Here is a 19369-nt window from a genome sequence, read left to right as displayed (position 1 = left end):
TACCTTTGTGGTGAGGGGATTCATCCCCGACCGGCTGCGCAGCAGTCGTAAAGCCCGCATATGCGGTGTGCTTGATACACCTCGATTGCAAGTTTTGGGGCTGCTTCGCAGCCCATCGGGGATGAATCCCCTCGCCACAAGGGATGAGCCAGCAGAGGAGGTGTTCATTTCACTTCCGGCGGCGTGGTGAAAGTGTGATACGGCGCCGGCGACGGCACGCTCCACTCCAGGCCTTCGGCGCCGTCCCACGGTTTGGCCGGGGCTGGCGCGCCGCCACGAATGGTCTTGATCACGATGAACAGGAAGAAGATCTGCGTGGCACCGAACATGAACGCGCCGATCGACGAGACCATGTTGAAGTCGGCGAACTGCAGGTTGTAGTCCGGAATCCGTCGCGGCATTCCCGCCAGTCCCACGAAGTGCATCGGGAAGAAGGTCAGGTTCATGCCGACGAATGACAGCCAGAAATGCAGCTTGCCGAGGGTTTCGTCGTACATGTGCCCGGTCCACTTCGGCAGCCAGTAATAGGCCGAGGCGAAGATGCCGAAAATCGCCCCCGGCACCAGCACGTAGTGGAAGTGCGCGACGACGAAGTAGGTGTCCTGGTACTGGAAGTCCGCCGGGGCGATAGCGAGCATCAGCCCGGAGAAACCGCCGATCGAGAACAGGATCACGAACGCCACGGCGAACAGCATCGGCGTCTCGAAGGTCAGCGAGCCTTGCCACATGGTGCTGGCCCAGTTGAACACCTTCACCCCGGTCGGCACGGCGATGAGCATGGTCGCGTACATGAAGAACAGCTCGCCCACCAGTGGGATGCCGACCACGAACATGTGGTGCGCCCAGACGATGAACGACAGGAACGCGATGCTCGCCGTGGCGTAGACCATCGAGGTGTAGCCGAACAGCGGCTTGCGCGAGAAGGTCGGGATGATCTGGCTGACGGCGCCGAAGGCCGGCAGGATCATGATGTACACCTCGGGATGGCCGAAGAACCAGAACACGTGCTGGAACAACACCGGGTCACCGCCACCGGCGGCACTGAAGAAACTGGTGCCGAAGTGGATGTCCATCAGCATCATCGTCACGCACCCGGCCAGCACCGGCATCACCGCGATCAGCAGGAACGCGGTGATCAGCCAGGTCCAGACGAACAGCGGCATTTTCATCAGGGTCATGCCGGGGGCGCGCAGGTTGAGGATGGTGGCGATCACGTTGATCGCGCCCATGATCGAACTGATCCCCATCAAGTGGATGGCGAAGATGAAGTAGGTGACGCTTTCCGGCGCGTAGGTGGTGGACAGCGGGGCGTAGAACGTCCAGCCGAAGTTCGGCCCGCCACCGGCAGTAAACAGGGTCGAGACCAGCAGCAGGAACGCCGCCGGCAGCAGCCAGAAGCTGAAGTTGTTCATCCGTGGCAGGGCCATGTCCGGCGCGCCGATCATCAACGGGATCATCCAGTTGGCGAGGCCGACGAACGCTGGCATCACCGCGCCGAAGACCATCACCAGACCGTGCATGGTGGTCATCTGGTTGAAGAACGCCGGTTCGACGATCTGCAGCCCGGGCTGGAACAGCTCGGCGCGGATCACCATGGCGAACGTGCCGCCGAGCAGGAACATGCAGAAGGCAAACCACAGATACAGCGTGCCGATGTCCTTGTGGTTGGTGGTCAGCACCCAGCGCATCAGGCCTTTGGCGGGGCCGTGGGCGTGGTCGGCGTGACCGTGGTCATCGATGACAGCGCTCATGGCCGGTCTCCTTTACGTGAGTGGACTGGGCGGGCCGGGGCGCGCTGCCCCGACCGATTGACGAAGTACGCAATGGACCGACTCATTTGCTTTCCGCCTGTTTGAGCTCAAGCACTTCTTTTGGTGTGACCATGTCGCCTTTGTTGTTGCCCCAGGCGTTACGTTCGTAGGTCACGACCGCTGCGATATCGACTTCCGACAACTGCTTGCCGAATGCGGCCATGGCGGTGCCCGGCTTGCCGAAGTACACGCGGTGCAGGTGATCGGCTTTGGGCCCGGTGGCAATCGGCGAGCCCTTGAGCGCCGGGAACATCGGCGGCAGGCCCTGGCCTTCGGCCTGGTGACAGGCGACGCAGGTGGTGTGATAGATCTTGTCGCCACGTTCCTTGAGTTCGTCCAGCGTCCATTCCTTGCTGGTCAGCTCCTTGAGCTGCGCGGCTTCGGCTTTGCGCTCGGCGAGCCACTTGTCGTAGTCGGCCTTCTCCTTGACGTCGACCACGATCGGCATGAAGCCGTGGTCCTTGCCGCACAACTCGGCGCACTGGCCACGGTAGAGGCCGGGCTTGTCGATGCGCGTCCAGGCCTCGTTGACGAACCCCGGAATCGCATCGCGCTTGACCGCGAACGCCGGCACCCACCACGAGTGGATGACGTCGGCGGAAGTCACGAGGAAGCGCACCTTGGCGCCGACCGGCAACACCAGCGGCTTGTCGACTTCGAGCAGGTAGTGCTCGCCCTTGGCTTCCTTGTTGTGAATCTGTTCGGCGGGGGTGGCCAGGTTGCTGAAGAATTCGACGTCCTGACCCAGGTATTTGTAGTGCCACTTCCATTGATAACCGGTGATCTGGATATCGATATCCGGCTCACTGGTGTCGTACATGCGGATCAGGGTGGCGGTCGCCGGAACGGCCATCGCCACCAGGATCAGCAGCGGCACGACAGTCCAGAGAATTTCAACGGTGGTGCTTTCGTGGAATTTTGCGGCGACCTGCCCGGTCGAGCGGCGATGCACGATCATCGACCAGAACATGGCACCGAAGACGATGATCCCGATCACCACACAGATCCAGAAAATGGTCATGTGCAGGTCGAATACTGCGTGACTGATTTCAGTCGCTCCAGGCGCCATATTCACAGTCCAGGCCGCCTGGGCCGGGCTGAAAATCGACCACAACAGGAGGCCCATCCAGACGTGTGGATGTCGCATCATTGCGGGTTCCCCTTATCGTTCTTGTTATCCCGTAGGCGCAACGCCTTCGGCAAGGGAGCGGCTGCATCAGACTACGAACTTGAATCGCCGGGCCTTGCTGCGTGGGCAGTCGGGCGTCATCAGCTAACTCCATTCAATGGCGAGTATAGACAGCCGCCGGAAATTGCAATGTCGTGGCGTTAATGTTCTGAAACAGCCGGGACTTGCGCTAAAGGGCACGAATGGAGAAGGATGCAGACGAGTGGTGGCGAACCGATATAACGCTGCTGCATCAAGGATGAAATAATTATGACAAATGCGTCTTAGCATTTTTCGTAAGCCAGCTAAGTTATGTCTTCCCTATTTCATTGCCTTGTTCCCTGGAGTTTTCATGAACACCGCCGCATTGCGCGAGCAGATCCAAAAAGCCCGACAGACCGAAAACGAAACCGGACGGCTCAAGCGTCAGCTGGAAGCCAAGTTGCCTCATCTGCATTCGGCCATTCAGTTGCCGGACGCTAACCGCGAAGACGCGTTGACGAGTTTTGTCACCGCCTATATCGATGAAGTACCAGACATGCTGGACGCAGCCAATGAAGTTGCCAGGGAAGCGGGAATCGAGTCGCAGATCAAGCCGGTGCTGAAAATCGCCGAGCAGTACTTCCTCCAGCCGCCGGTCGGTCTGGACAGCCTGCTGGACGAAGCCTATCTGGCGCACCGCTTTGTCGAAGAGGTCAACGACCTGTACATCAAACACCTCGGCCAGCCACTGATCCCCTTGGACATGACGGTCGCCAACCTGATTGCTCACCAGCTGCTCGGTGAGGAATTTGCCAATCAACTGGATGAAGTCGTGCATCACACCATCGACGAGATGCTCGACGACGAGAGTTTTGCGCTGGAATCGGTAGAAGCCTACCGCGACAAACTGAGCAGCCCGGACACTGGTGCTGCATGGAAGCGCTGGCCGTGCATGGGCCGCCGCCTGGGCGTTGGCCTGGAGCTCGACCAGCCCGCTGCGTAACCCGCGTTCCACACAAATTCCTGTGGGAGCTGGCTTGCCAGCGATAGCGGTAGATCAGTCGACATTTTCAGTGACTGAAAGACCGCCATCGCTGGCAAGCCAGCTCCCACAGGGTTTATTTGTATATGAGGGATTTAACCGGCCGCACCGATCCCGGTATTGGTCCGAACCCGCCCCTCCAATCGTCGCTTCAACCCACGCGACTCGATCAACAACTTCGACCCTTTCGCGGCATTCGCCCGGCCCCACTCCTCCAGCAATTCCAGACACGAATGGTCGATGTAGCTCAGGTGATTGAGCGGCACATGCACCGTTGTGCCCGCTGGAATGCTGCCCAGTACCTGGGTCAGTGCCGGTACCTTGAGAAAGGTCGCCGCGCCCACCAGACGCAATTCCATCTCACCGTCCTGCGGCAGGTCGATCAGGCTGATCTTCAGGCGCGACGCCTTGAACGCCAGTTTCAACATCGTCAAACCGAAACCGATCAACACACCGGTCAGCAGGTCGGTGAAGATGATCGCCAGCGCCGTGGCGGCGTAGGTGAACATCGGCATCCGCCCGTAACGGCCCAGACCGCGAAAGGCCTTGAGGTCCACCAGTTTGAAACCGGTGTACACCAGTACGCCTGCCAGACTCGCCACCGGAATGCTTTGCAGCACGCTCGACAACAACAGCACGAACGCCAGCAGCCACAAACCATGGAAGATCGTCGAATAGCGGGTGGTTGCGCCAGCCTGGACGTTGGCCGAACTGCGCACGATCACCCCGGTCATCGGCAGCGCTCCGACCAGTCCGCAAAGCATGTTGCCGACGCCTTGCGCTGAGAGTTCACGGTCGAAGTCCGAGCGCACACCGCTGTGCATGCGATCCACCGCCGCCGCCGACAACAGGGTTTCGGCGCTGGCGATGAATGCCACGGCAAAAGCCGCAATCAGCAGGGTTGGATCAGCAAGGCTGAGCAAATCCGCCGGTTTCAGCCAGTCGATGGCTTCGGCCAGATTCTCCGGCACCTCGACCCGTTTCACCTGCAACGCCAGCAGCAGGCTGGCACCCGTGGCCAGGCCAACGCCGAGCAGCGCACCGGGAATGAAGCGCAGCGAATGCGGACGCAATTTCTCCCACAGCCACATCACCGCAATGGTCGCCAGCCCGAGCAGTCCGGCCTGCCAGCCGAACGACGGCAAGGCTTGCGCCACCGCGCCGGGGAAGGCCGTGAGGTTATCCAGCCCCGAGGGCTGCGGCTTGGCATCCAGCATCACATGCACCTGCGACAGAACGATCAGCACACCGATCCCCGCAAGCATGCCGTACACCACCGCGGGCGCCGTCACCCGAAACCAGCACCCAAGCTTCAAACGCCCGGCCACCAGTTGCAGGAAACCGGCGAGCAGCAGAATCGGCCCGAGCATCTCGATCCCGTGCTGGCGCACCAGCTCGAACACCAACACCGCCAGTCCCGCCGCCGGCCCGCTGACTTGCAACGGCGAGCCCGCCAGCCAACCGACCACCAGACCACCGATGATCCCGGTGATCAGGCCTTTGGCCGGTGGCAACCCGGAAGCAATCGCAATACCCATGCACAGCGGCAGGGCGACCAGAAACACAACCACCGAAGCCAGCAACTCCCGTGGCAGAACCGCTTTCAATTGAGCAGCACGCATGGTGACTCTCCCGAAGTTTTCTTCAGGCGTGGCTTCGCCGCACCGCTGAAACAGCGGCCGGCGTCAAACCACACAGATTTTTAGGAAGATTTAGAAGCGCGCTTTGGGCGTCGCCACCGGAATCGGATGGCTGCCGTCGAGCGGCAGGAAGCGTCCCTGATCCGCGTCGTAAGCTTTGATTTCGCTGGTTTCGATGTTGTAGACCCAGCCATGGATGAACAGATGACCGTTCGCCATGCGTGAGGCTACCGAAGGATGGGTACGCAAGTGCTGCAGTTGGGCGATGACGTTTTCCTCGGTGAGGATCGGCATGCTTTCTTTTTCGTCGGTGCAGTTGCAGTTGTCATGCACCATGGTCTTCGCCACTTCCGCATGACGCAGCCAGGCTTTGACTGTCGGCATTTTTTCCAGGCTGTCCGGATTGAGCACTGCGCGCATGGCGCCGCAGTCGGAGTGGCCGCAAATGATGATGTGTTGCACGCCAAGCGCCAGTACCGCGTATTCGATGGCGGTGGAAACGCCGCCGTTCATCTGGCCATAAGGCGGTACGACGTTGCCGACGTTACGGGTCACGAACAGATCGCCTGGCGAACTCTGGGTGATCAGCTCGGGCACGATGCGCGAGTCGGCACAGGTGATGAACATCGCCCGTGGCGATTGCGCCGTGGCGAGTTTCTTGAAGAGTTCTTCCTGTTGCGGGAAGACCTCATGATGAAAATGCAAAAAGCCGTCAACGATCGTTCGCAGCGCTGCATCGGCGGATTGCGCCCCAGGGACGGCTTGCGCCGACGCAGCCAACGGCTGTTTATCCTTGTCACTCATGATTCATCCTCTTTGGCGGATTCGGGGAGTCATTCCCGTGTATTCCGGTATGAAGCCAGTGGCTGTTTAAAACATCCGGGCCATCCCGACCCGTCAGTCACTCGATGAACAAGGTAGCCGCCGAAACTTAACTCAAACTGAATCGAGCGCTCTAGAACGTGTGTTCCAGGTCACAAAAAACGTGACTGAGGGTTACGACGGAAGGATTCCAGCCCCTCAACCATAGGGTCAATTGTCGCTAAATCAACGACATCTGGCGACCCGGTGGACAGAAGGCGCTGCAGTCGAGGTCATAGCCCTCGCGATGATTGAGGTTGAGGCGCTTGATCGTTTTGGCAAAGCGTTGCGCGAGCAAGTCGGCGAACGGCCCTTCCCCGCGCATGCGTGCACCGAAACGGCTGTCGTAGAGCTCGCCGCCACGGCTCTGGCGGATCAGGCTCAGGACATGGGCCGCGCGCTGCGGATAGTGCGCGTGCAGCCACTCTTCGAACAGCGGCGCCACCTCCAGCGGCAGGCGCAGCATCATGTAGGCGGCACTTTGCGCACCCGCCGCATGCGCCTCGGTCAGCAGGCTTTCGATTTCGCTGTCATTGATCATCGGAATCATCGGCGAACACAACACTCCCACCGGAATGCCCGCTTCGCGCATCACCCGGATCGCCCGCAACCGGGCCTTGGGTGCCGCGGCACGGGGTTCGAGGATGCGTTTGAGTTCATCGTCCAGCGTCGTCAGGCTAATCATCACCGCCACCAGCCGTTGTTGCGCCAGCTCCGTGAGCAGATCGAGGTCACGCAAGATCAGCGAGCCTTTGGTGACGATGGTCACCGGGTGCCGGTAGCGCAGCAGCACCTCGAGGGTCTGGCGGGTGATCCGGTGTTCACGTTCGATGGGTTGGTACGGGTCGGTATTGGAGCCGAGGTTGATCGGCGCGCACTGATAACCTTTTTTCCCAAGCTGTTCTTCCAGCACCTGGGCGGCGTTGGTCTTGGCGATCAGCCGGGTTTCGAAATCCAGCCCCGGCGACATGTCCCAATAAGCGTGGCTGGGCCGCGCGTAGCAATAGATGCAGCCATGCTCGCAGCCGCGATAGGGATTGATCGAACGATCGAAGGGCAGGTCCGGCGAGGTATTGCGGGTGATGATGGTTTTCGCGGTCTCGATCATCACCTCGGTGTTCTGTGTCTCGGGCACTTCCTGATACCAGCCGTCGTCCTCGGCTACCGAACGATTCGGCGCAAAGCGGTTGTGCGGGTTGGTCGCAGTGCCGCGACCACGAGGAGGCAAGGGCGTGTGCATCGCAAGTGTCCTGATTGCTGTATGTGCATACAGTATCGCTGGCGCGGGGAAACAGCCAGTGCCGTTCGGCGATTCGGCGCAAGAACACAGGTCCGGTGGTTCATGGATTGATATATATATTTATCGCAAACCGAAGACACATCTTTCAACTGGAAGTACAACTTGCAATGTCGTTAGTATCCGTCTTGTTGTCTTTCTGTTATTCAATATTTTAAAAGGAATTAAACGTGTCTTACTTTAACCATCGCGGCATCTTTTTGCAGAAACTTGGTCCGACTCCAGTTGATCCGGATGAAGTACTGGTGTCCATGCAGTTTGCGCTGAAGCAATCCGGCTGGGACGCAGAAAACGCCGTGCCGACCGACTCTCTGCTGGATTCGCGGATCATCATTGCGTCGTCCTATGACGGTGGCGAAACGTTCGATGTAAGCAATGAAAAAGATGTCGATGGGGATGGTGATATTGATGCAGATGATAAAGCCAAGTTGCTGGCACTGGCCAAGGCTTATGTAAGTATCATGAATCCATAATCTGGTCAGACGTCAGCTTAGTTGTGACCTGAACAAAAAGCCCTGCCCGTATTAAATACGGGCAGGGCTTTTTTTAGTTGCTGCGGGTTACCTGACCAAGATCATCAGCCGAGGTGGTGGTCATGTCGCTGGTGCGTAGATGACTGACCTCGTCTGCGCTCACCGGCGCGCCTTTGTTGCCCCAACTGCCACGGATAAAACTCACCACGTCCGCCACTTCCTGATCCGACAAGCGCCAGGCGAAGCCCGGCATGGTGAAGGTCGATGGCGCGGTGTGGGTGGCCGGCAGGGTGCCGCCCTTGAGCACGATATGGATCAGCGAGGTCGGGTCTTCCGATTGCAGCACCGGATTGCCCGCCAGCGCCGGGAACACCCGGGTGTAGCCGTGGCCGTCGGTACGGTGGCAGGCCGCGCAGTTGTCGATATACACCGCTGCGCCGCGTTGACTGTCGTCGCCGTTCCACAGGGCTTTGGCGGCTTTCTCGTCGTACTGGTGCGGCTGATCGTTCGGATCAACTGCTGGCAGTGACTTGAGGTAGCGGGCAATCGCAGTGAGGTCGGCGGCGGTCATGTATTGCATGCTGTGAGTCACCACATCGCTCATGCCGCCGAACACTGCGCTGCGGTCGCTGCGTCCGGTCTTGAGGAACTGCACCAGTTGCGCTTCGCTCCAACTGCCCAGGCCATCCTTGTGATCACCGCGCAGACTTTTGGCGATCCAGCCTTCCAGCGGTGCGCTGCCGGCGAGGAAGCTCTTGCCATCTGCCGCGCTCAGGGATTTTTCCTGCATGGTCAGCGCCCGTGGCGTATGGCAGGCGCCGCAATGGCCGAGGCCTTCGACCAGATAGGCGCCGCGATCGATCACCGGATCATCCGAAGTGGCCTTGTAGTCCTCGACCTTCGGCGCAAACAGCCAGCGCCAGCCCATCAGCGGCCAGCGCATGCTCAGCGGCCATGGAATGTCGCTGGCCTTGTTCTCCTGCGCCACCGGTTCGACGCCGTGCATGAAGTAGGCGTACAGCGCCTGCATGTCGGTTTCGCTGACCCGGGCATAGGACGGATACGGCATCGCCGGGTACAACGTACTACCGTTTTTGGCGACGCCGTGGCGCACCGCTTGGTCGAAATCCTCAAAGCTGTAATCACCGACGCCGGTTTTGTCCGGGGTGATGTTGGTCGAGTAGATCGTGCCGATCGGGGTTTCCATCGGCAGGCCGCCGGCGAACGGTTTGCCGCCCTTGGCGGTGTGGCAGGCCACGCAGTCACCCGCGCGGGCGAGGTATTCGCCTTGTTTGATCAACGCCTGATCGACGTCGGCGGCGTGCACGGCAGCACTGCCGAGCAGGGCCAGGGTGGCGATAACGAGATTGTTCATGGTCATCGCTCCTTAAGCCTGAACCAGCGGGCCGGGGTTTTTCAGGTATTGCTCGCGGATCGCCTTGGCCGACCAGTAGGTCAACGCCGCCACCAGCCCGGTCGGGTTGTAACCCAGTCCTTGCGGGAATGCCGAAGCCCCCGGCACGAACACGTTGTGCACGTCCCAGCTCTGCAGGTAACGGTTCAGGGCACTCTTTTTCGGATCGGTGCCCATGATCGCGCCACCGTTGAGGTGGGTGGTCTGGTAGGCCGCGGTGTTGAAGTGATCACCGACCTGCTTGCCGATCACCGCGATGGCTTTCGGGCCCATGGCTTGAGCGACCTTGCCCATTTTCTCGACCATGAAGCGGTTCATTTTGATGTCGTTTTCCTGCCAGTCGAAGGTCATGCGCAGCAGCGGCAAGCCGTAGGCATCGCGGTACACCGGATCCAGATCGAGGTAGTTGCCACGGTAGGACTGATGCGCGCCGTGGGCGTCCATCGACACTTGGTGGGTGTAGTAATCGGCGGTCGCGCGTTTCCACTGGCTACCCCAGGCCGGCGTGCCGGGCGGGTTCGAGGTACCGGCAATCGGACGGCTGCCGGCCTGGTTGACCCACATCGGCGAGCCGCCGACGAAGCCGTGCGGGCCGTGGTCGAAGTTGTCGGCGTTGAAGTCATCCAGCGCCACACCGTTGCCGCCCGCCCCGATGAAGTTGTTGGTGTGGGTGTCCTTGTCGAAGAACGCCTTGATGGTCGCCATGTTCTGGTAGGCGAAGTTACGCCCGACCACGCCTTCGCCGCTGATCGGGTCGTACGGTTTGCCGATGCCCGAGAGCAGCATCAGGCGCACGTTGTGCAGCTGGAAGGCGCCGAGGATCACCAGGTCCGCCGGCTGCTCGATCTCGCGGCCCTGGCCATCGATGTAAGTCACGCCGGTGGCCTTGGACTTGGTGCTGTCGAGATTGACCCGCAGCACATGCGAGTTGGGCCGCAGTTCGAAATTCGGCAGCGGCTTGAGCGCCGGCAGAATGTTCACGTTCGGCGACGCCTTGGAATACATGTAGCACACGTAACCGCTGCAGAATCCGCAGAAATTGCACGGGCCCATCTGTGCGCCGTAGGGATTGGTGTACGGGCCTGAAGTATTCGCCGACGGCAGGTTGTAGGGTTTGTAACCGACCTCTGCCGCCGCTTTGCCGAACAGTTGTGCGGAAACGGTGTTCTTCTGCGCTTCCAGCGGGAACGGATTGGAGCGATCCGGTGCGTAAGGGTTGCCGCCCTTGCCCTGACCGACCAGTTGGCCCTTCACGGTCCAGGCCTGGCCCGAGGTGCCGAAGACTTTCTCGGCGAAATCGAAAAACGGTTCCAGTTCTTCATAGCTGACGCCGAAGTCCTGGATGGTCATGTCCTTGGGGATGAAGCGTTTGCCGTAGCGTTCTTCGTAATGGCTGCGCATACGCAGCTCGATCGGATCGACGCGAAAATGCACGCCCGACCAGTGCAGACCGGCGCCGCCGACGCCATTACCCGGCAGGAACGCGCCCAACTGGCGGTTCGGCAGGGCAATGTCATTGACGCTGTGGCGGATGGTGACGGTTTCTTTCGAGATGTCCTGAAAGAGTTTTTTGCGCACGCTGTAGGTGAGTTCGTCGATGACCTGCGGATAGTTGCCGTCAGGGTAGGTGTCCTGCATCGGCCCGCGCTCCAGCGCCAGCACGTTGAGCCCGGCTTCGGTCAGCTCCTTGGCCATGATCGCGCCAGTCCAGCCAAAACCGACGATCACCGCGTCGACCTTCTTCATTACGGTTGCCATGCTCAAGCCCTCTCGCCGCGAATCGAAACTGCCGGGAAGGGGTACTGCTCGTTGCGTTCCACCCAATCCATGAAATCGGCGCGGGCGCCGGGGAAGCCGATCATGGTCCAGCCGACCATGCCTTTATTGCCGCCGTGGATCGGGTCGCAGAAGAACCCTTCCTTGGTGTTTTGCAGCAGCAGGCTGAAGAAAATCTTCGCTGGAACCGCATCGAACTGCGGTTTGCCCGCTTCGAGTTGCTTGAGCAAATCGTCTCGGGTAGCGCTGTCTTGCTCGGCAAATGTTTTACCGTTGAGGGATTTTGCCCACTGATCCGTGGCAGCGATGCCCAGGCGATAGATCTCTTTGGGCACCAGTTTGCTCTGCCAGCCCATCTCCGGCGCAGCGTCGGCGTTGAACGGACCCTGCATGTACCACAGGGCACCGGCGGCGTACGGGGTGTTCATCTGGCGGTCGATGTATTCCGGCACACCGGCTTCCAGGGCACCCGGGCCTTGCTCGTCATTGGGGATCAATTGCGCCACGGCGGCGTTGATGAAGGCCCATTCCTCGGCGGTGAAATAGCTCGGCTGATAAGCGCTGGCGTCAGCCTGGGCCGGTGTGGCTGCGGGCGCCGTCGGGGTGGCTTCAGGGGCAGCTTGCAACACGCTGCTGCCCAAGCCGGTGCCGGCGAGGGTAACCACGGGAATCAGGGTCAGGGATTTGCGCAAAAACTCACGCCGCGGGTTGTCTCGATCTGCATCAGACATGGGGTGCACCTCATCAGGCATTGATGGTTGTCCGTTTCTGCGAACGGCTTGAGCATTTTTTCGTCGCGGCGCGCGGCCCGTTTGACCGGGAAAAAGGGGACGCCTGCAACATCGTGTGACAAATGGTAGCAGGCTAATCATCGGGATGAAGCGATTCAGTGGGAAAAAGCCTCGGTTTTTTACCCGGCGCTGAATGAAATCGCCCGGATTCACAATTCTTTGACAAGAGCCTCACAGGGCTTTGACCGTCAGACGTGGAAGCTGCGAGGCCTTTCATTGATGAATTCCGATTACGGTCAGCCCAGCATGTCTCGAGTGCGTCTTTTTCCTGTTTTGTGTTTGTCGCTTGTCGCTCTGCTGCACTTGATGCCGGCCCAGGCTGATGCCGCTGTCACATCGCGCCCGCCGGAGTGGGCGCAACCGGTGGAAGTGCAGTACAACCTGTTCCAGATGTCGCCAACGCTGTACCGCAGTGCCTTGCCGGATGGCGGCGCGGTGCCGTTGCTGAAAAATCTCAAAGTGGCGACGGTGATCAACTTCCTGCCGGAAGCCGACAGCAGCTGGCTGTCGGAGCCGGGCATCAATCAAGTGCAACTGCCTTATCGCACCAACCACGTCGATGACGCCGATGTGCTCAAGACGCTGCGCGCGATTCAGGCTGCCGAAGCCAACGGCCCGGTGCTGATGCACTGCAAACACGGTTCCGACCGCACCGGCCTGATGGCGGCGATGTACCGAATCGTGGTGCAGGGCTGGAGCAAGGAAGACGCGCTGAATGAAATGACTCAGGGCGGTTTTGGTGAAAGCGGCCATTTCAAGGATGGCGTGCGCTACGTGATGCAGGCCGATGTCGACAAACTGCGCACCGCGCTGGCCAACGGCGACTGCAGCACCAGTGCCTTTGCCACTTGCTCGATGAAGAGCTGGTTCCAGTCAGTCAACCTCAAGTAAGCCGCACCCTCCACGGCATTGCACCGTGGAGGGTTATTTGCCGGCTCAGTCTTCGGACTTTTTCTTCAGCTTCGGATTCGGAAAGAACTGCACGGCCTGGACCTTCTTGTCCGGCGCCGGCTTGAGCGCGCTGGTATTGACCCGCGTGCCCAGTTCCTTGGGAACCGACAGCCCTTGCTCGTTCAACGTATCCGAGTAACCGCAGGCCACACACTCACGGTGCGGCACGCTGTCCTCGTTCCACATCATCAGTTTGTCCGGCTCGCTGCACGCCGGGCAGACAGCCCCGGCGATAAAGCGCTTCTTGGTAATCACAGGTGCCTCACTCATGCTGCTGCGTCCTCACTCAGGCCGCTATGGCGCAAGAGTGCGTCAATCGATGGCTCACGGCCACGGAAGTCGACGAACAGCACCATCGGGGCCTGCGAACCGCCACGCGCCAGAATCGCTTCGCGGAAGGCGCGACCGGTTTCGGCGTTGAGCACGCCATCCTCTTCAAATTTGGAGAAGGCATCCGCCGACAGCACTTCCGCCCACTTGTAGCTGTAATAGCCGGCCGCGTAACCGCCGGCGAAGATGTGCGCGAAGCTGTTGGGGAAGCGGTTGTACGCCGGTGGACGCATCACCGACACCTCGTCGCGCACGCCTTCCAGCACTTGCGCCACGCTGCGGCCGTCACCGTGAGTGGCGTGCAGTTCAAAGTCGAACAGCGAGAATTCCAGCTGACGAACCATCATCAACCCGGACTGGAAGTTCTTCGCCGCGAGCATTTTTTCCAGCAGATCCTGTGGCAGCGGCTCGCCAGTTTCGTAGTGACCGGAGATCAGCGCCAGGCCTTCCGGCTCCCAGCACCAGTTTTCCATGAACTGGCTCGGCAGCTCGACCGCATCCCACGCCACGCCGTTGATCCCGGAAACACCGGCGTGATCAACGCGGGTCAGCAGGTGATGCAGGCCGTGACCGAATTCGTGGAACAGGGTGGTCACTTCATCATGGGTCAGCAGCGCAGGCTTGCCGCTGTCGGCCGGGGTGAAGTTGCACACCAGGTTGGCCACCGGGCTTTGCAGCACGCCGTCGACGGTGCGGCGACGGTCGCGGGCGCCGTCCATCCACGCGCCGCCACGCTTGTTGGCGCGGGCGTAGAGGTCGAAGAAGAAGCGCCCGACGTGCTGGCCGTTTTCCTTGATTTCGAACAGGCGAACATCCGGGTGCCAGGTGTCGAAGCCTTTCAGCTCGGCGATCTCGATGCCGTACAGACGCTGAACGATGGCGAACAGGCCGCCGAGGACTTTATCGATCGGGAAGTAGGCGCGCAGGGTTTCCTGAGCGACGCTGTAGCGCTGCTCGCGGAGTTTTTCCCCGTAGAAACCGCTGTCCCAGCTCTGCAGATCGGCGCAGCCCTGTTCGGCGGCGAAGGCGCGCAGCTGCTGCAGATCCTGCGTGGCAAACGGTTTGCTGCGCTTGGCCAGGTCGCGCAGGAAGCTCAGCACCTGATCGCTGGACTCGGCCATTTTCGTAGCCAGGCTCAGCTCGGAGAAGCTGGCGAAACCCAGGAGTTTTGCCAGTTCCTGACGCAGGTCGAGGATCTCTTCCATCACCGGGCCGTTGTCGTTCTGCCCGGCGTTCGGGCCTTGATCCGACGCACGGGTGCAGTAGGCGGCGTAGACTTCTTCCCGCAGGGCACGGTCCTGGGCGTAGGTCATCACCGCGTAGTAGCTCGGGAATTCCAGGGTGATCAGCCAGCCGTCAAGGCCTTTGGCCTGGGCGGCAGCGGCCATTTGCGCCTTGGCCGAGTCGGTCAGGCCGGCGAGGGCAGCTTCGTCGGTGATGTGCTTGGTCCAGGCTTGCGTGGCGTCGAGCAATTGGTTGGAGAAGCGACTGCCCAGCTCGGACAGTTTGCTCTGCACTTCCGCGTAACGCTTCTGTTCGGCTTCCGGCAGGTCGATACCCGACAAACGGAAATCGCGCAGGGCGTGTTCCAGAATGGTTTTTTGCGCCACGTCGAAATTGGCGGCTTCCGGGCTGTTGGCCAGCGCTTCATAAGCCTGGAACAGCTCGCGGTTCTGCCCCATCTCGGTGGAGTAGGCGCTCAGGGCCGGCAGGCACGACTCGTAGGCTTCGCGCAGTTCAGCGCTGTTGCACACGGCGTTGAGGTGGCTGACCGGGCTCCAGGCAGCGCCGAGGCGATCGTTGAGTTCGTCCATTGCCAATACCAGGCCGGCCCAGGTCGGGTTCTCGACTTGAGTCTTGAGGATTTCGGCGATGGCGGCGCGGTTGTCGGCCAGGATGGTTTCAATGGCTGGCAGCACGTGTTCGGCACGGATCGTGGAGAACGGCGGCAGGTCGTAGGACTGCAGAAGAGGGTTGTTCACGCTCACGGTTGGCACCTTGGCTGGGAGAAACATGCGCCCATCTTAATTACAATCGGCACTCACCGCAGCTATCGGCGACAGAGAGAGAAATTATCGTGTCCGTTCGCAAGTACCAGAATCACACCCCGCAGCTCGGTAAAGGCGCGTTTGTCGACGCCTCCGCGGTGGTGATCGGCGACGTCGAAATCGGCGAAGACAGCTCCGTGTGGCCGCTGACCGTGATCCGTGGCGACATGCACCGCATCCGCATCGGTGCGCGCACCAGCGTGCAGGACGGTTGCGTGTTGCACATCACCCACGCCGGTCCATTCAACCAGGACGGTTTTCCGTTGCTGATCGGCGATGACGTGACCATCGCCCACAAGGTCATGCTGCATGGCTGCAGCGTCGGCAGTCGCGTGTTGATCGGCATGGGCAGCATTGTCATGGACGGCGCGCAGGTCGAGGATGACGTGATCATCGGCGCCGGCAGCCTGGTGCCACCGGGCAAGCGCCTTGAAAGCGGTTTCCTGTACGTGGGCAGCCCGGTGAAACAGGTCCGTCCGTTGACCGACAAGGAACGCGCCTTCTTCACCTACAGCGCGGCGAACTACGTGAAGCTCAAGGACCTGCATCTGGCCGAAGGCTACGACCAGCTCTGAATCGACCTACACCTGCTCAGGATTTCTCATGCATTACCAGACTGTATTGTTCGACCTCGATGGCACCCTGACTGACCCGCGTGAAGGCATCACCCGTTCCATCCAGTTCGCTTTGAGCAAGCTCGGCATCGACGAGCCGGACCTGAGCAAACTTGAACACTTCATCGGCCCGCCGTTGTTGCAGGCGTTCATGCAGTTCTATGGCTTCGACGAGGCCAAAGCCTGGGAGGCGGTGAATTTCTATCGCGAGCGCTTCAAGGTCACCGGCCTGTACGAAAACCGTGTGTTCGAGGGCGTCACGCCGCTGCTGGAAACCCTGAGCGGCCAAGGGCGACAGCTGTATATCGCGACATCCAAACCGTGGGAGTTCGCCCGGGAAATTGCCCGGCACTTCGACTTCGCCAAACACTTCAAGGTGATCTACGGCAGTGAGCTGGATGGCACGCGGACCAACAAGGTCGAGCTGATTGCGCACCTGATCGCTGAGGAAGGGCTGGATCCGCGCAACACGCTGATGATCGGCGATCGCAAGCACGACCTGATCGGCGCGCACAGCAACGGCGTGGACGCGGCGGCGGTGGGTTATGGGTTTGGCAGTTTTGAAGAGTTGAGCGCTGAGGCGCCGGCTTATCACTTTGAGACGTTGACCGAGTTGCATCAGGCGTTTTTGCGGCGTTGATCATAGCGCCATCGCTGGCAAGCCACCTCCCACAGGTGAGCAGTGTGCGCAGGTTCACCTGAATCCATGTGGGAGCTGGCTTGCCAGCGATGAGGCCGGATCAGCCGACATCAGTTCAAGATCCGGCCAAAGTTTTCAAGGCCGCTTTACGCTCCGCGACAGGTAACCCGCCTAGCTTCTCGACCTCAACATAAAACCGCCCCCAATCCCCGCCAACCTGCCTGAACAGCGCCGCAAACGCCGGCACCCACTGGTCATACAGCCCAAACGGCAACAACCGCGCATTGTTCAGCGGCAGATTCACCCACGCGTCATAACGCTTGTCCCCAGCCCACTGGCTGTCGCGCATGACCCGGTAATCGCGCCGAAACTGCTCGAACGTCGCCGCTTTGCGTTCGCGCATCTGCTCGGCCGGTAGCGGCTGGGCGTAGAGCTTTTCCAGGCGTGAGCGTGTTTCCAGCACCAGCTCAATGAACTGATCACGCTGCTTTAGCCGCGAGTCGGTATCCGCAGGCAGGCCACGAAACGCCCGCCACTGGCGGGTGCCCTCCTGCTCGACAAATGTGGCGAAGGACTCGTTGAACTCGGTGTCGTCCTTCACATAGAAGCGCTGATGCGCCAGTTCGTGAAAGATCAGCGTGGCCAGGCGCTCATCGCCCCAGCCCATCATCGAATTGAGGATCGGGTCATTGAACCAGCCGAGGGTCGAATAGGCCTCGACGCCGCCAATCGACACATCCATGCCTTGCAGACGCTGGATCGCCGCTTCGCCGCGCGCGGCGCTCTGGCTGTAGTAGCCGCGATAGGCCACGCAACCGGCGATCGGGAAGCAATGGTTCTGCGGCTTCAGGGAAAACTCCGGGGTGGCGAAGACGTTCCACACCACATAGGGCCGGCCAATGTCGGCGTACAGCCGATAGCTCTGGTTGTCCGGCAGGTGCAGGTGTTCGCTGGCAAAGTTCCGGGCCTTCTGTGACTGGCTCAGGTGCGTGCGCAGCTTGGCGTCGCGGCTCGGGTCGGCGATCACCTTGGCCACTGGCTCGCGCGCGCGCAGCAACTGCAATTGGCCGCTCGCCAACTGGCTGTAATAGCTGACGCTGGAACAACCGTTGAGCAACAAAAACATCACACCCGGAAACAAAATCCGAAAAACGCGATCAAGTAACCCATGGCTTGGAAGCGGCCTGCTCAAAATAAAAATCCTTTGGAGAGTCTGCCCGCAAGACTATCCCGCCATTTGGAGCTTCGCTATGCGCATGTTGTTGCTGACAGGAGGCCTGCTGACGCTGGCCGGATGTGCCGGATTCGGAATGCCCGACCCTGACCCCTCACAAGCCTGGATCGATCTCGATGCCCGGCAACAGGACACGGCGCTGCAAGCGCTGAAGGTCGATGACAAGGCGACCGTCGACAAACGTTATTTTGAGGTCGAGCCCGGCAGCCACCAATTACAGGTGCGCTACCAATTCCCGGTCGAAGCCACCAACATCGGCCCCGATGCCGAACCGCTATGGCGCGACTGCCAGTTGAATTTGAAATTCAAGGACTTCAACGCCGGTCAGCGCTATCAGCTGCAAGCTGGCAGCATCGGTTTCCGGCCATGGGCGAAGCTCTATGACGAGCAGCACAATGTGGTCGGCCAAGGTACGCCGGCAGGCTGTCAGCGCACGTGATCAGCGCTATGCTGGAAGTCTGAATCCTTGGACATCCATCATGCGCAAGTTGATGTTGTTGCTCGCAGTCGGCGCTATCGCCGGCTGCCAGACGCCACTGCCACCGGTCGATCCGCAAATGGCCTGGGTCGACTTCTCAACCCCGACCCCCGGCGGAAAACTGCTCATGGCCGAGCGCCTGGACAATCAACGGCTGACCGATGGGCGTTTCTTTCAGGTCACGCCTGGTAGCCACGAGCTGCGGGTGCGGTTTGACTTCGAGGTGTTTGGTGGCGGCGGTGCGCTGATGACCGGCCCGATCGAGCGGCTGTGCTACCTGTACATCCGCTACGACCATTTCGAAGCCGGCCAGCGTTATCTGCTGGAAGGTCGCTCGCTAGGGTTCACCCCGAGCGCCCGCCTGTACAACGCCAAGCATGAGATCGTAGCTGAGGATCACGACATGGACTGCCTCAGCTGAGACGGCTCAGTTGTCGTTCTTCTGATAAATAATTGCCTTGCTGCCGTTTTCACAGGTGCCCACGACCATGGCCACGTCGTGCTTGTCGGCCTCTTCCTTGCTGACGATTTCCAGCGTGTAGGACGGCACGGCGTTCGCCTGGATCTTTACTTCGATTTCTTTTCTGAGTTCTTCACAGTCTTTCGGTGCGGCAAGAACCGTTGTGGCCAATGCACTGCAGAGGATCGCCAAGCCAATACGTTTCATATCCTGAAGCTCCATGGGGCAGCGCGCACGGGCGTGCGCTGAAGCTGCTGTCACTTATTCGACCATATTCTTGCAGCGCAGGTTCTGATGTCGCTCACATCTTCAGCAATTGCGGTGCTATTCAAATCGCCTTCGCGGGCAAGCCCGCTCCC

19 protein-coding genes are annotated in these 19369 nt (G+C 60.3%); 7 read left to right on the top strand and 12 right to left on the bottom strand.

Going from position 1 to position 19369, the window contains the following annotated elements:
- Positions 1–164: 164 nt before the first annotated feature.
- The gene (ctaD, locus tag KVQ82_RS30220; protein WP_041074772.1) at positions 165–1751 is read right to left on the bottom strand and encodes a cytochrome c oxidase subunit I; all 1587 of its coding nucleotides are present in this window, start codon (positions 1749–1751) and stop codon (positions 165–167) included.
- An 82-nt stretch (positions 1752–1833) separates the two neighbouring features.
- On the bottom strand, positions 1834–2961 hold the full coding sequence (coxB, locus tag KVQ82_RS30215; protein ID WP_041074770.1) for a cytochrome c oxidase subunit II: 1128 nt from the start codon (positions 2959–2961) through the stop codon (positions 1834–1836).
- A 370-nt stretch (positions 2962–3331) separates the two neighbouring features.
- On the opposite strand from coxB, the gene KVQ82_RS30210 reads away from it, so the two are divergent.
- Positions 3332–3964: a hypothetical protein gene (locus KVQ82_RS30210; protein WP_027610219.1), complete on the top strand. Its 633-nt coding sequence runs from the start codon at positions 3332–3334 to the stop codon at positions 3962–3964.
- A 134-nt stretch (positions 3965–4098) separates the two neighbouring features.
- Here KVQ82_RS30210 and KVQ82_RS30205 read toward each other — a convergent pair whose 3' ends face one another.
- From KVQ82_RS30205 to KVQ82_RS30195, 3 genes are all read right to left on the bottom strand, one after another.
- Positions 4099–5625: a SulP family inorganic anion transporter gene (locus KVQ82_RS30205; protein ID WP_041074768.1), complete on the bottom strand. Its 1527-nt coding sequence runs from the start codon at positions 5623–5625 to the stop codon at positions 4099–4101.
- 90 nt (positions 5626–5715) lie between these two features.
- Positions 5716–6447 (bottom strand): carbonic anhydrase, encoded by a 732-nt coding sequence (locus tag KVQ82_RS30200; RefSeq protein ID WP_047297474.1) that lies wholly within the window; start codon positions 6445–6447, stop codon positions 5716–5718.
- Between the two features lie 238 nt (positions 6448–6685).
- Positions 6686–7744: a PA0069 family radical SAM protein gene (locus tag KVQ82_RS30195; protein WP_222017459.1), complete on the bottom strand. Its 1059-nt coding sequence runs from the start codon at positions 7742–7744 to the stop codon at positions 6686–6688.
- 227 nt (positions 7745–7971) lie between these two features.
- Between KVQ82_RS30195 and KVQ82_RS30190 the strand changes: the two genes are divergently transcribed.
- The gene (locus KVQ82_RS30190) at positions 7972–8274 is read left to right on the top strand and encodes a hypothetical protein (RefSeq protein WP_108181275.1); all 303 of its coding nucleotides are present in this window, start codon (positions 7972–7974) and stop codon (positions 8272–8274) included.
- 73 nt (positions 8275–8347) lie between these two features.
- Here the strand turns inward: KVQ82_RS30190 and KVQ82_RS30185 are convergent, their stop codons facing one another.
- The 3 genes from KVQ82_RS30185 to KVQ82_RS30175 are packed head-to-tail and all read right to left on the bottom strand — an operon-like array spanning position 8348 to position 12195.
- Entirely contained in the window at positions 8348–9649 is a 1302-nt protein-coding gene (locus KVQ82_RS30185) for a cytochrome c (RefSeq protein WP_222017456.1), read from the bottom strand.
- Between the two features lie 12 nt (positions 9650–9661).
- Positions 9662–11446 (bottom strand): GMC family oxidoreductase, encoded by a 1785-nt coding sequence (locus KVQ82_RS30180; protein WP_121182947.1) that lies wholly within the window; start codon positions 11444–11446, stop codon positions 9662–9664.
- A gap of 2 nt (positions 11447–11448) precedes the next feature.
- On the bottom strand, positions 11449–12195 hold the full coding sequence (locus KVQ82_RS30175) for a gluconate 2-dehydrogenase subunit 3 family protein (protein ID WP_222017455.1): 747 nt from the start codon (positions 12193–12195) through the stop codon (positions 11449–11451).
- A 306-nt stretch (positions 12196–12501) separates the two neighbouring features.
- Here KVQ82_RS30175 and KVQ82_RS30170 point away from each other — a divergent pair, with 306 nt between their 5' ends.
- Positions 12502–13146, top strand: a complete 645-nt coding sequence (locus tag KVQ82_RS30170; RefSeq protein WP_041074778.1) for a dual specificity protein phosphatase family protein — start codon at positions 12502–12504, stop codon at positions 13144–13146.
- Between the two features lie 45 nt (positions 13147–13191).
- On the opposite strand, the gene KVQ82_RS30165 is transcribed toward KVQ82_RS30170, so the two are convergent.
- Both KVQ82_RS30165 and prlC read right to left on the bottom strand, forming a co-directional pair.
- Positions 13192–13476, bottom strand: a complete 285-nt coding sequence (locus KVQ82_RS30165) for a YheV family putative zinc ribbon protein (protein ID WP_222017452.1) — start codon at positions 13474–13476, stop codon at positions 13192–13194.
- A complete protein-coding gene (gene prlC, locus KVQ82_RS30160) occupies positions 13473–15551 on the bottom strand; it encodes an oligopeptidase A (protein WP_222017450.1) in 2079 nt (692 codons plus the stop codon). The genes KVQ82_RS30165 and prlC overlap by 4 nt, the downstream gene beginning before the upstream one ends.
- Before the next feature lie 62 nt (positions 15552–15613).
- Here prlC and KVQ82_RS30155 point away from each other — a divergent pair, with 62 nt between their 5' ends.
- Positions 15614–16159 carry a gamma carbonic anhydrase family protein gene (locus KVQ82_RS30155; protein WP_222017448.1) on the top strand — a complete coding sequence of 182 codons (546 nt, stop codon included), beginning with the start codon at positions 15614–15616 and terminating at the stop codon, positions 16157–16159.
- Between the two features lie 28 nt (positions 16160–16187).
- Positions 16188–16838: an HAD family hydrolase gene (locus tag KVQ82_RS30150; RefSeq protein WP_222017446.1), complete on the top strand. Its 651-nt coding sequence runs from the start codon at positions 16188–16190 to the stop codon at positions 16836–16838.
- Between the two features lie 115 nt (positions 16839–16953).
- Here KVQ82_RS30150 and KVQ82_RS30145 read toward each other — a convergent pair whose 3' ends face one another.
- Entirely contained in the window at positions 16954–18030 is a 1077-nt protein-coding gene (locus tag KVQ82_RS30145; RefSeq protein WP_222017444.1) for an aminopeptidase, read from the bottom strand.
- A gap of 58 nt (positions 18031–18088) precedes the next feature.
- Here KVQ82_RS30145 and KVQ82_RS30140 point away from each other — a divergent pair, with 58 nt between their 5' ends.
- On the top strand, positions 18089–18511 hold the full coding sequence (locus KVQ82_RS30140) for a hypothetical protein (RefSeq protein ID WP_108181281.1): 423 nt from the start codon (positions 18089–18091) through the stop codon (positions 18509–18511).
- 40 nt (positions 18512–18551) lie between these two features.
- Positions 18552–18971 (top strand): lipoprotein, encoded by a 420-nt coding sequence (locus tag KVQ82_RS30135; RefSeq protein ID WP_041074745.1) that lies wholly within the window; start codon positions 18552–18554, stop codon positions 18969–18971.
- Positions 18972–18977: 6 nt separating this feature from the next.
- Here KVQ82_RS30135 and KVQ82_RS30130 read toward each other — a convergent pair whose 3' ends face one another.
- Positions 18978–19217, bottom strand: a complete 240-nt coding sequence (locus KVQ82_RS30130) for a DUF1161 domain-containing protein (protein WP_007962817.1) — start codon at positions 19215–19217, stop codon at positions 18978–18980.
- Positions 19218–19369: the final 152 nt, after the last annotated feature.

It is taken from the genome of Pseudomonas sp. AO-1 (genome assembly GCF_019775695.1).
Taxonomy (GTDB): Bacteria; Pseudomonadota; Gammaproteobacteria; order Pseudomonadales; family Pseudomonadaceae; genus Aquipseudomonas; species Aquipseudomonas parakoreensis.
Note: the sequence above shows the minus strand (reverse complement) of the source record. Positions and strands in the feature narration are given on the sequence as shown.

Excerpts from the sequence above, each read along its gene's own strand:
- KVQ82_RS30150 (WP_222017446.1), top strand. The coding sequence starts at position 16,188 with ATGCATTACCAGACTGTATTGTTCGACCTCGATGGCACCCTGACTGAC.
- KVQ82_RS30175 (WP_222017455.1), bottom strand. The coding sequence starts at position 12,195 with ATGTCTGATGCAGATCGAGACAACCCGCGGCGTGAGTTTTTGCGCAAA.
- coxB (WP_041074770.1), bottom strand. The coding sequence starts at position 2,961 with ATGATGCGACATCCACACGTCTGGATGGGCCTCCTGTTGTGGTCGATT.
- KVQ82_RS30140 (WP_108181281.1), top strand. The coding sequence starts at position 18,089 with ATGCGCATGTTGTTGCTGACAGGAGGCCTGCTGACGCTGGCCGGATGT.
- KVQ82_RS30195 (WP_222017459.1), bottom strand. The coding sequence starts at position 7,744 with ATGCACACGCCCTTGCCTCCTCGTGGTCGCGGCACTGCGACCAACCCG.
- KVQ82_RS30210 (WP_027610219.1), top strand. The coding sequence starts at position 3,332 with ATGAACACCGCCGCATTGCGCGAGCAGATCCAAAAAGCCCGACAGACC.
- KVQ82_RS30200 (WP_047297474.1), bottom strand. The coding sequence starts at position 6,447 with ATGAGTGACAAGGATAAACAGCCGTTGGCTGCGTCGGCGCAAGCCGTC.
- KVQ82_RS30165 (WP_222017452.1), bottom strand. The coding sequence starts at position 13,476 with ATGAGTGAGGCACCTGTGATTACCAAGAAGCGCTTTATCGCCGGGGCT.
- KVQ82_RS30185 (WP_222017456.1), bottom strand. The coding sequence starts at position 9,649 with ATGAACAATCTCGTTATCGCCACCCTGGCCCTGCTCGGCAGTGCTGCC.
- KVQ82_RS30170 (WP_041074778.1), top strand. The coding sequence starts at position 12,502 with ATGTCTCGAGTGCGTCTTTTTCCTGTTTTGTGTTTGTCGCTTGTCGCT.
- KVQ82_RS30205 (WP_041074768.1), bottom strand. The coding sequence starts at position 5,625 with ATGCGTGCTGCTCAATTGAAAGCGGTTCTGCCACGGGAGTTGCTGGCT.
- ctaD (WP_041074772.1), bottom strand. The coding sequence starts at position 1,751 with ATGAGCGCTGTCATCGATGACCACGGTCACGCCGACCACGCCCACGGC.
- KVQ82_RS30130 (WP_007962817.1), bottom strand. The coding sequence starts at position 19,217 with ATGAAACGTATTGGCTTGGCGATCCTCTGCAGTGCATTGGCCACAACG.
- KVQ82_RS30180 (WP_121182947.1), bottom strand. The coding sequence starts at position 11,446 with ATGGCAACCGTAATGAAGAAGGTCGACGCGGTGATCGTCGGTTTTGGC.
- prlC (WP_222017450.1), bottom strand. The coding sequence starts at position 15,551 with ATGTTTCTCCCAGCCAAGGTGCCAACCGTGAGCGTGAACAACCCTCTT.
- KVQ82_RS30135 (WP_041074745.1), top strand. The coding sequence starts at position 18,552 with ATGCGCAAGTTGATGTTGTTGCTCGCAGTCGGCGCTATCGCCGGCTGC.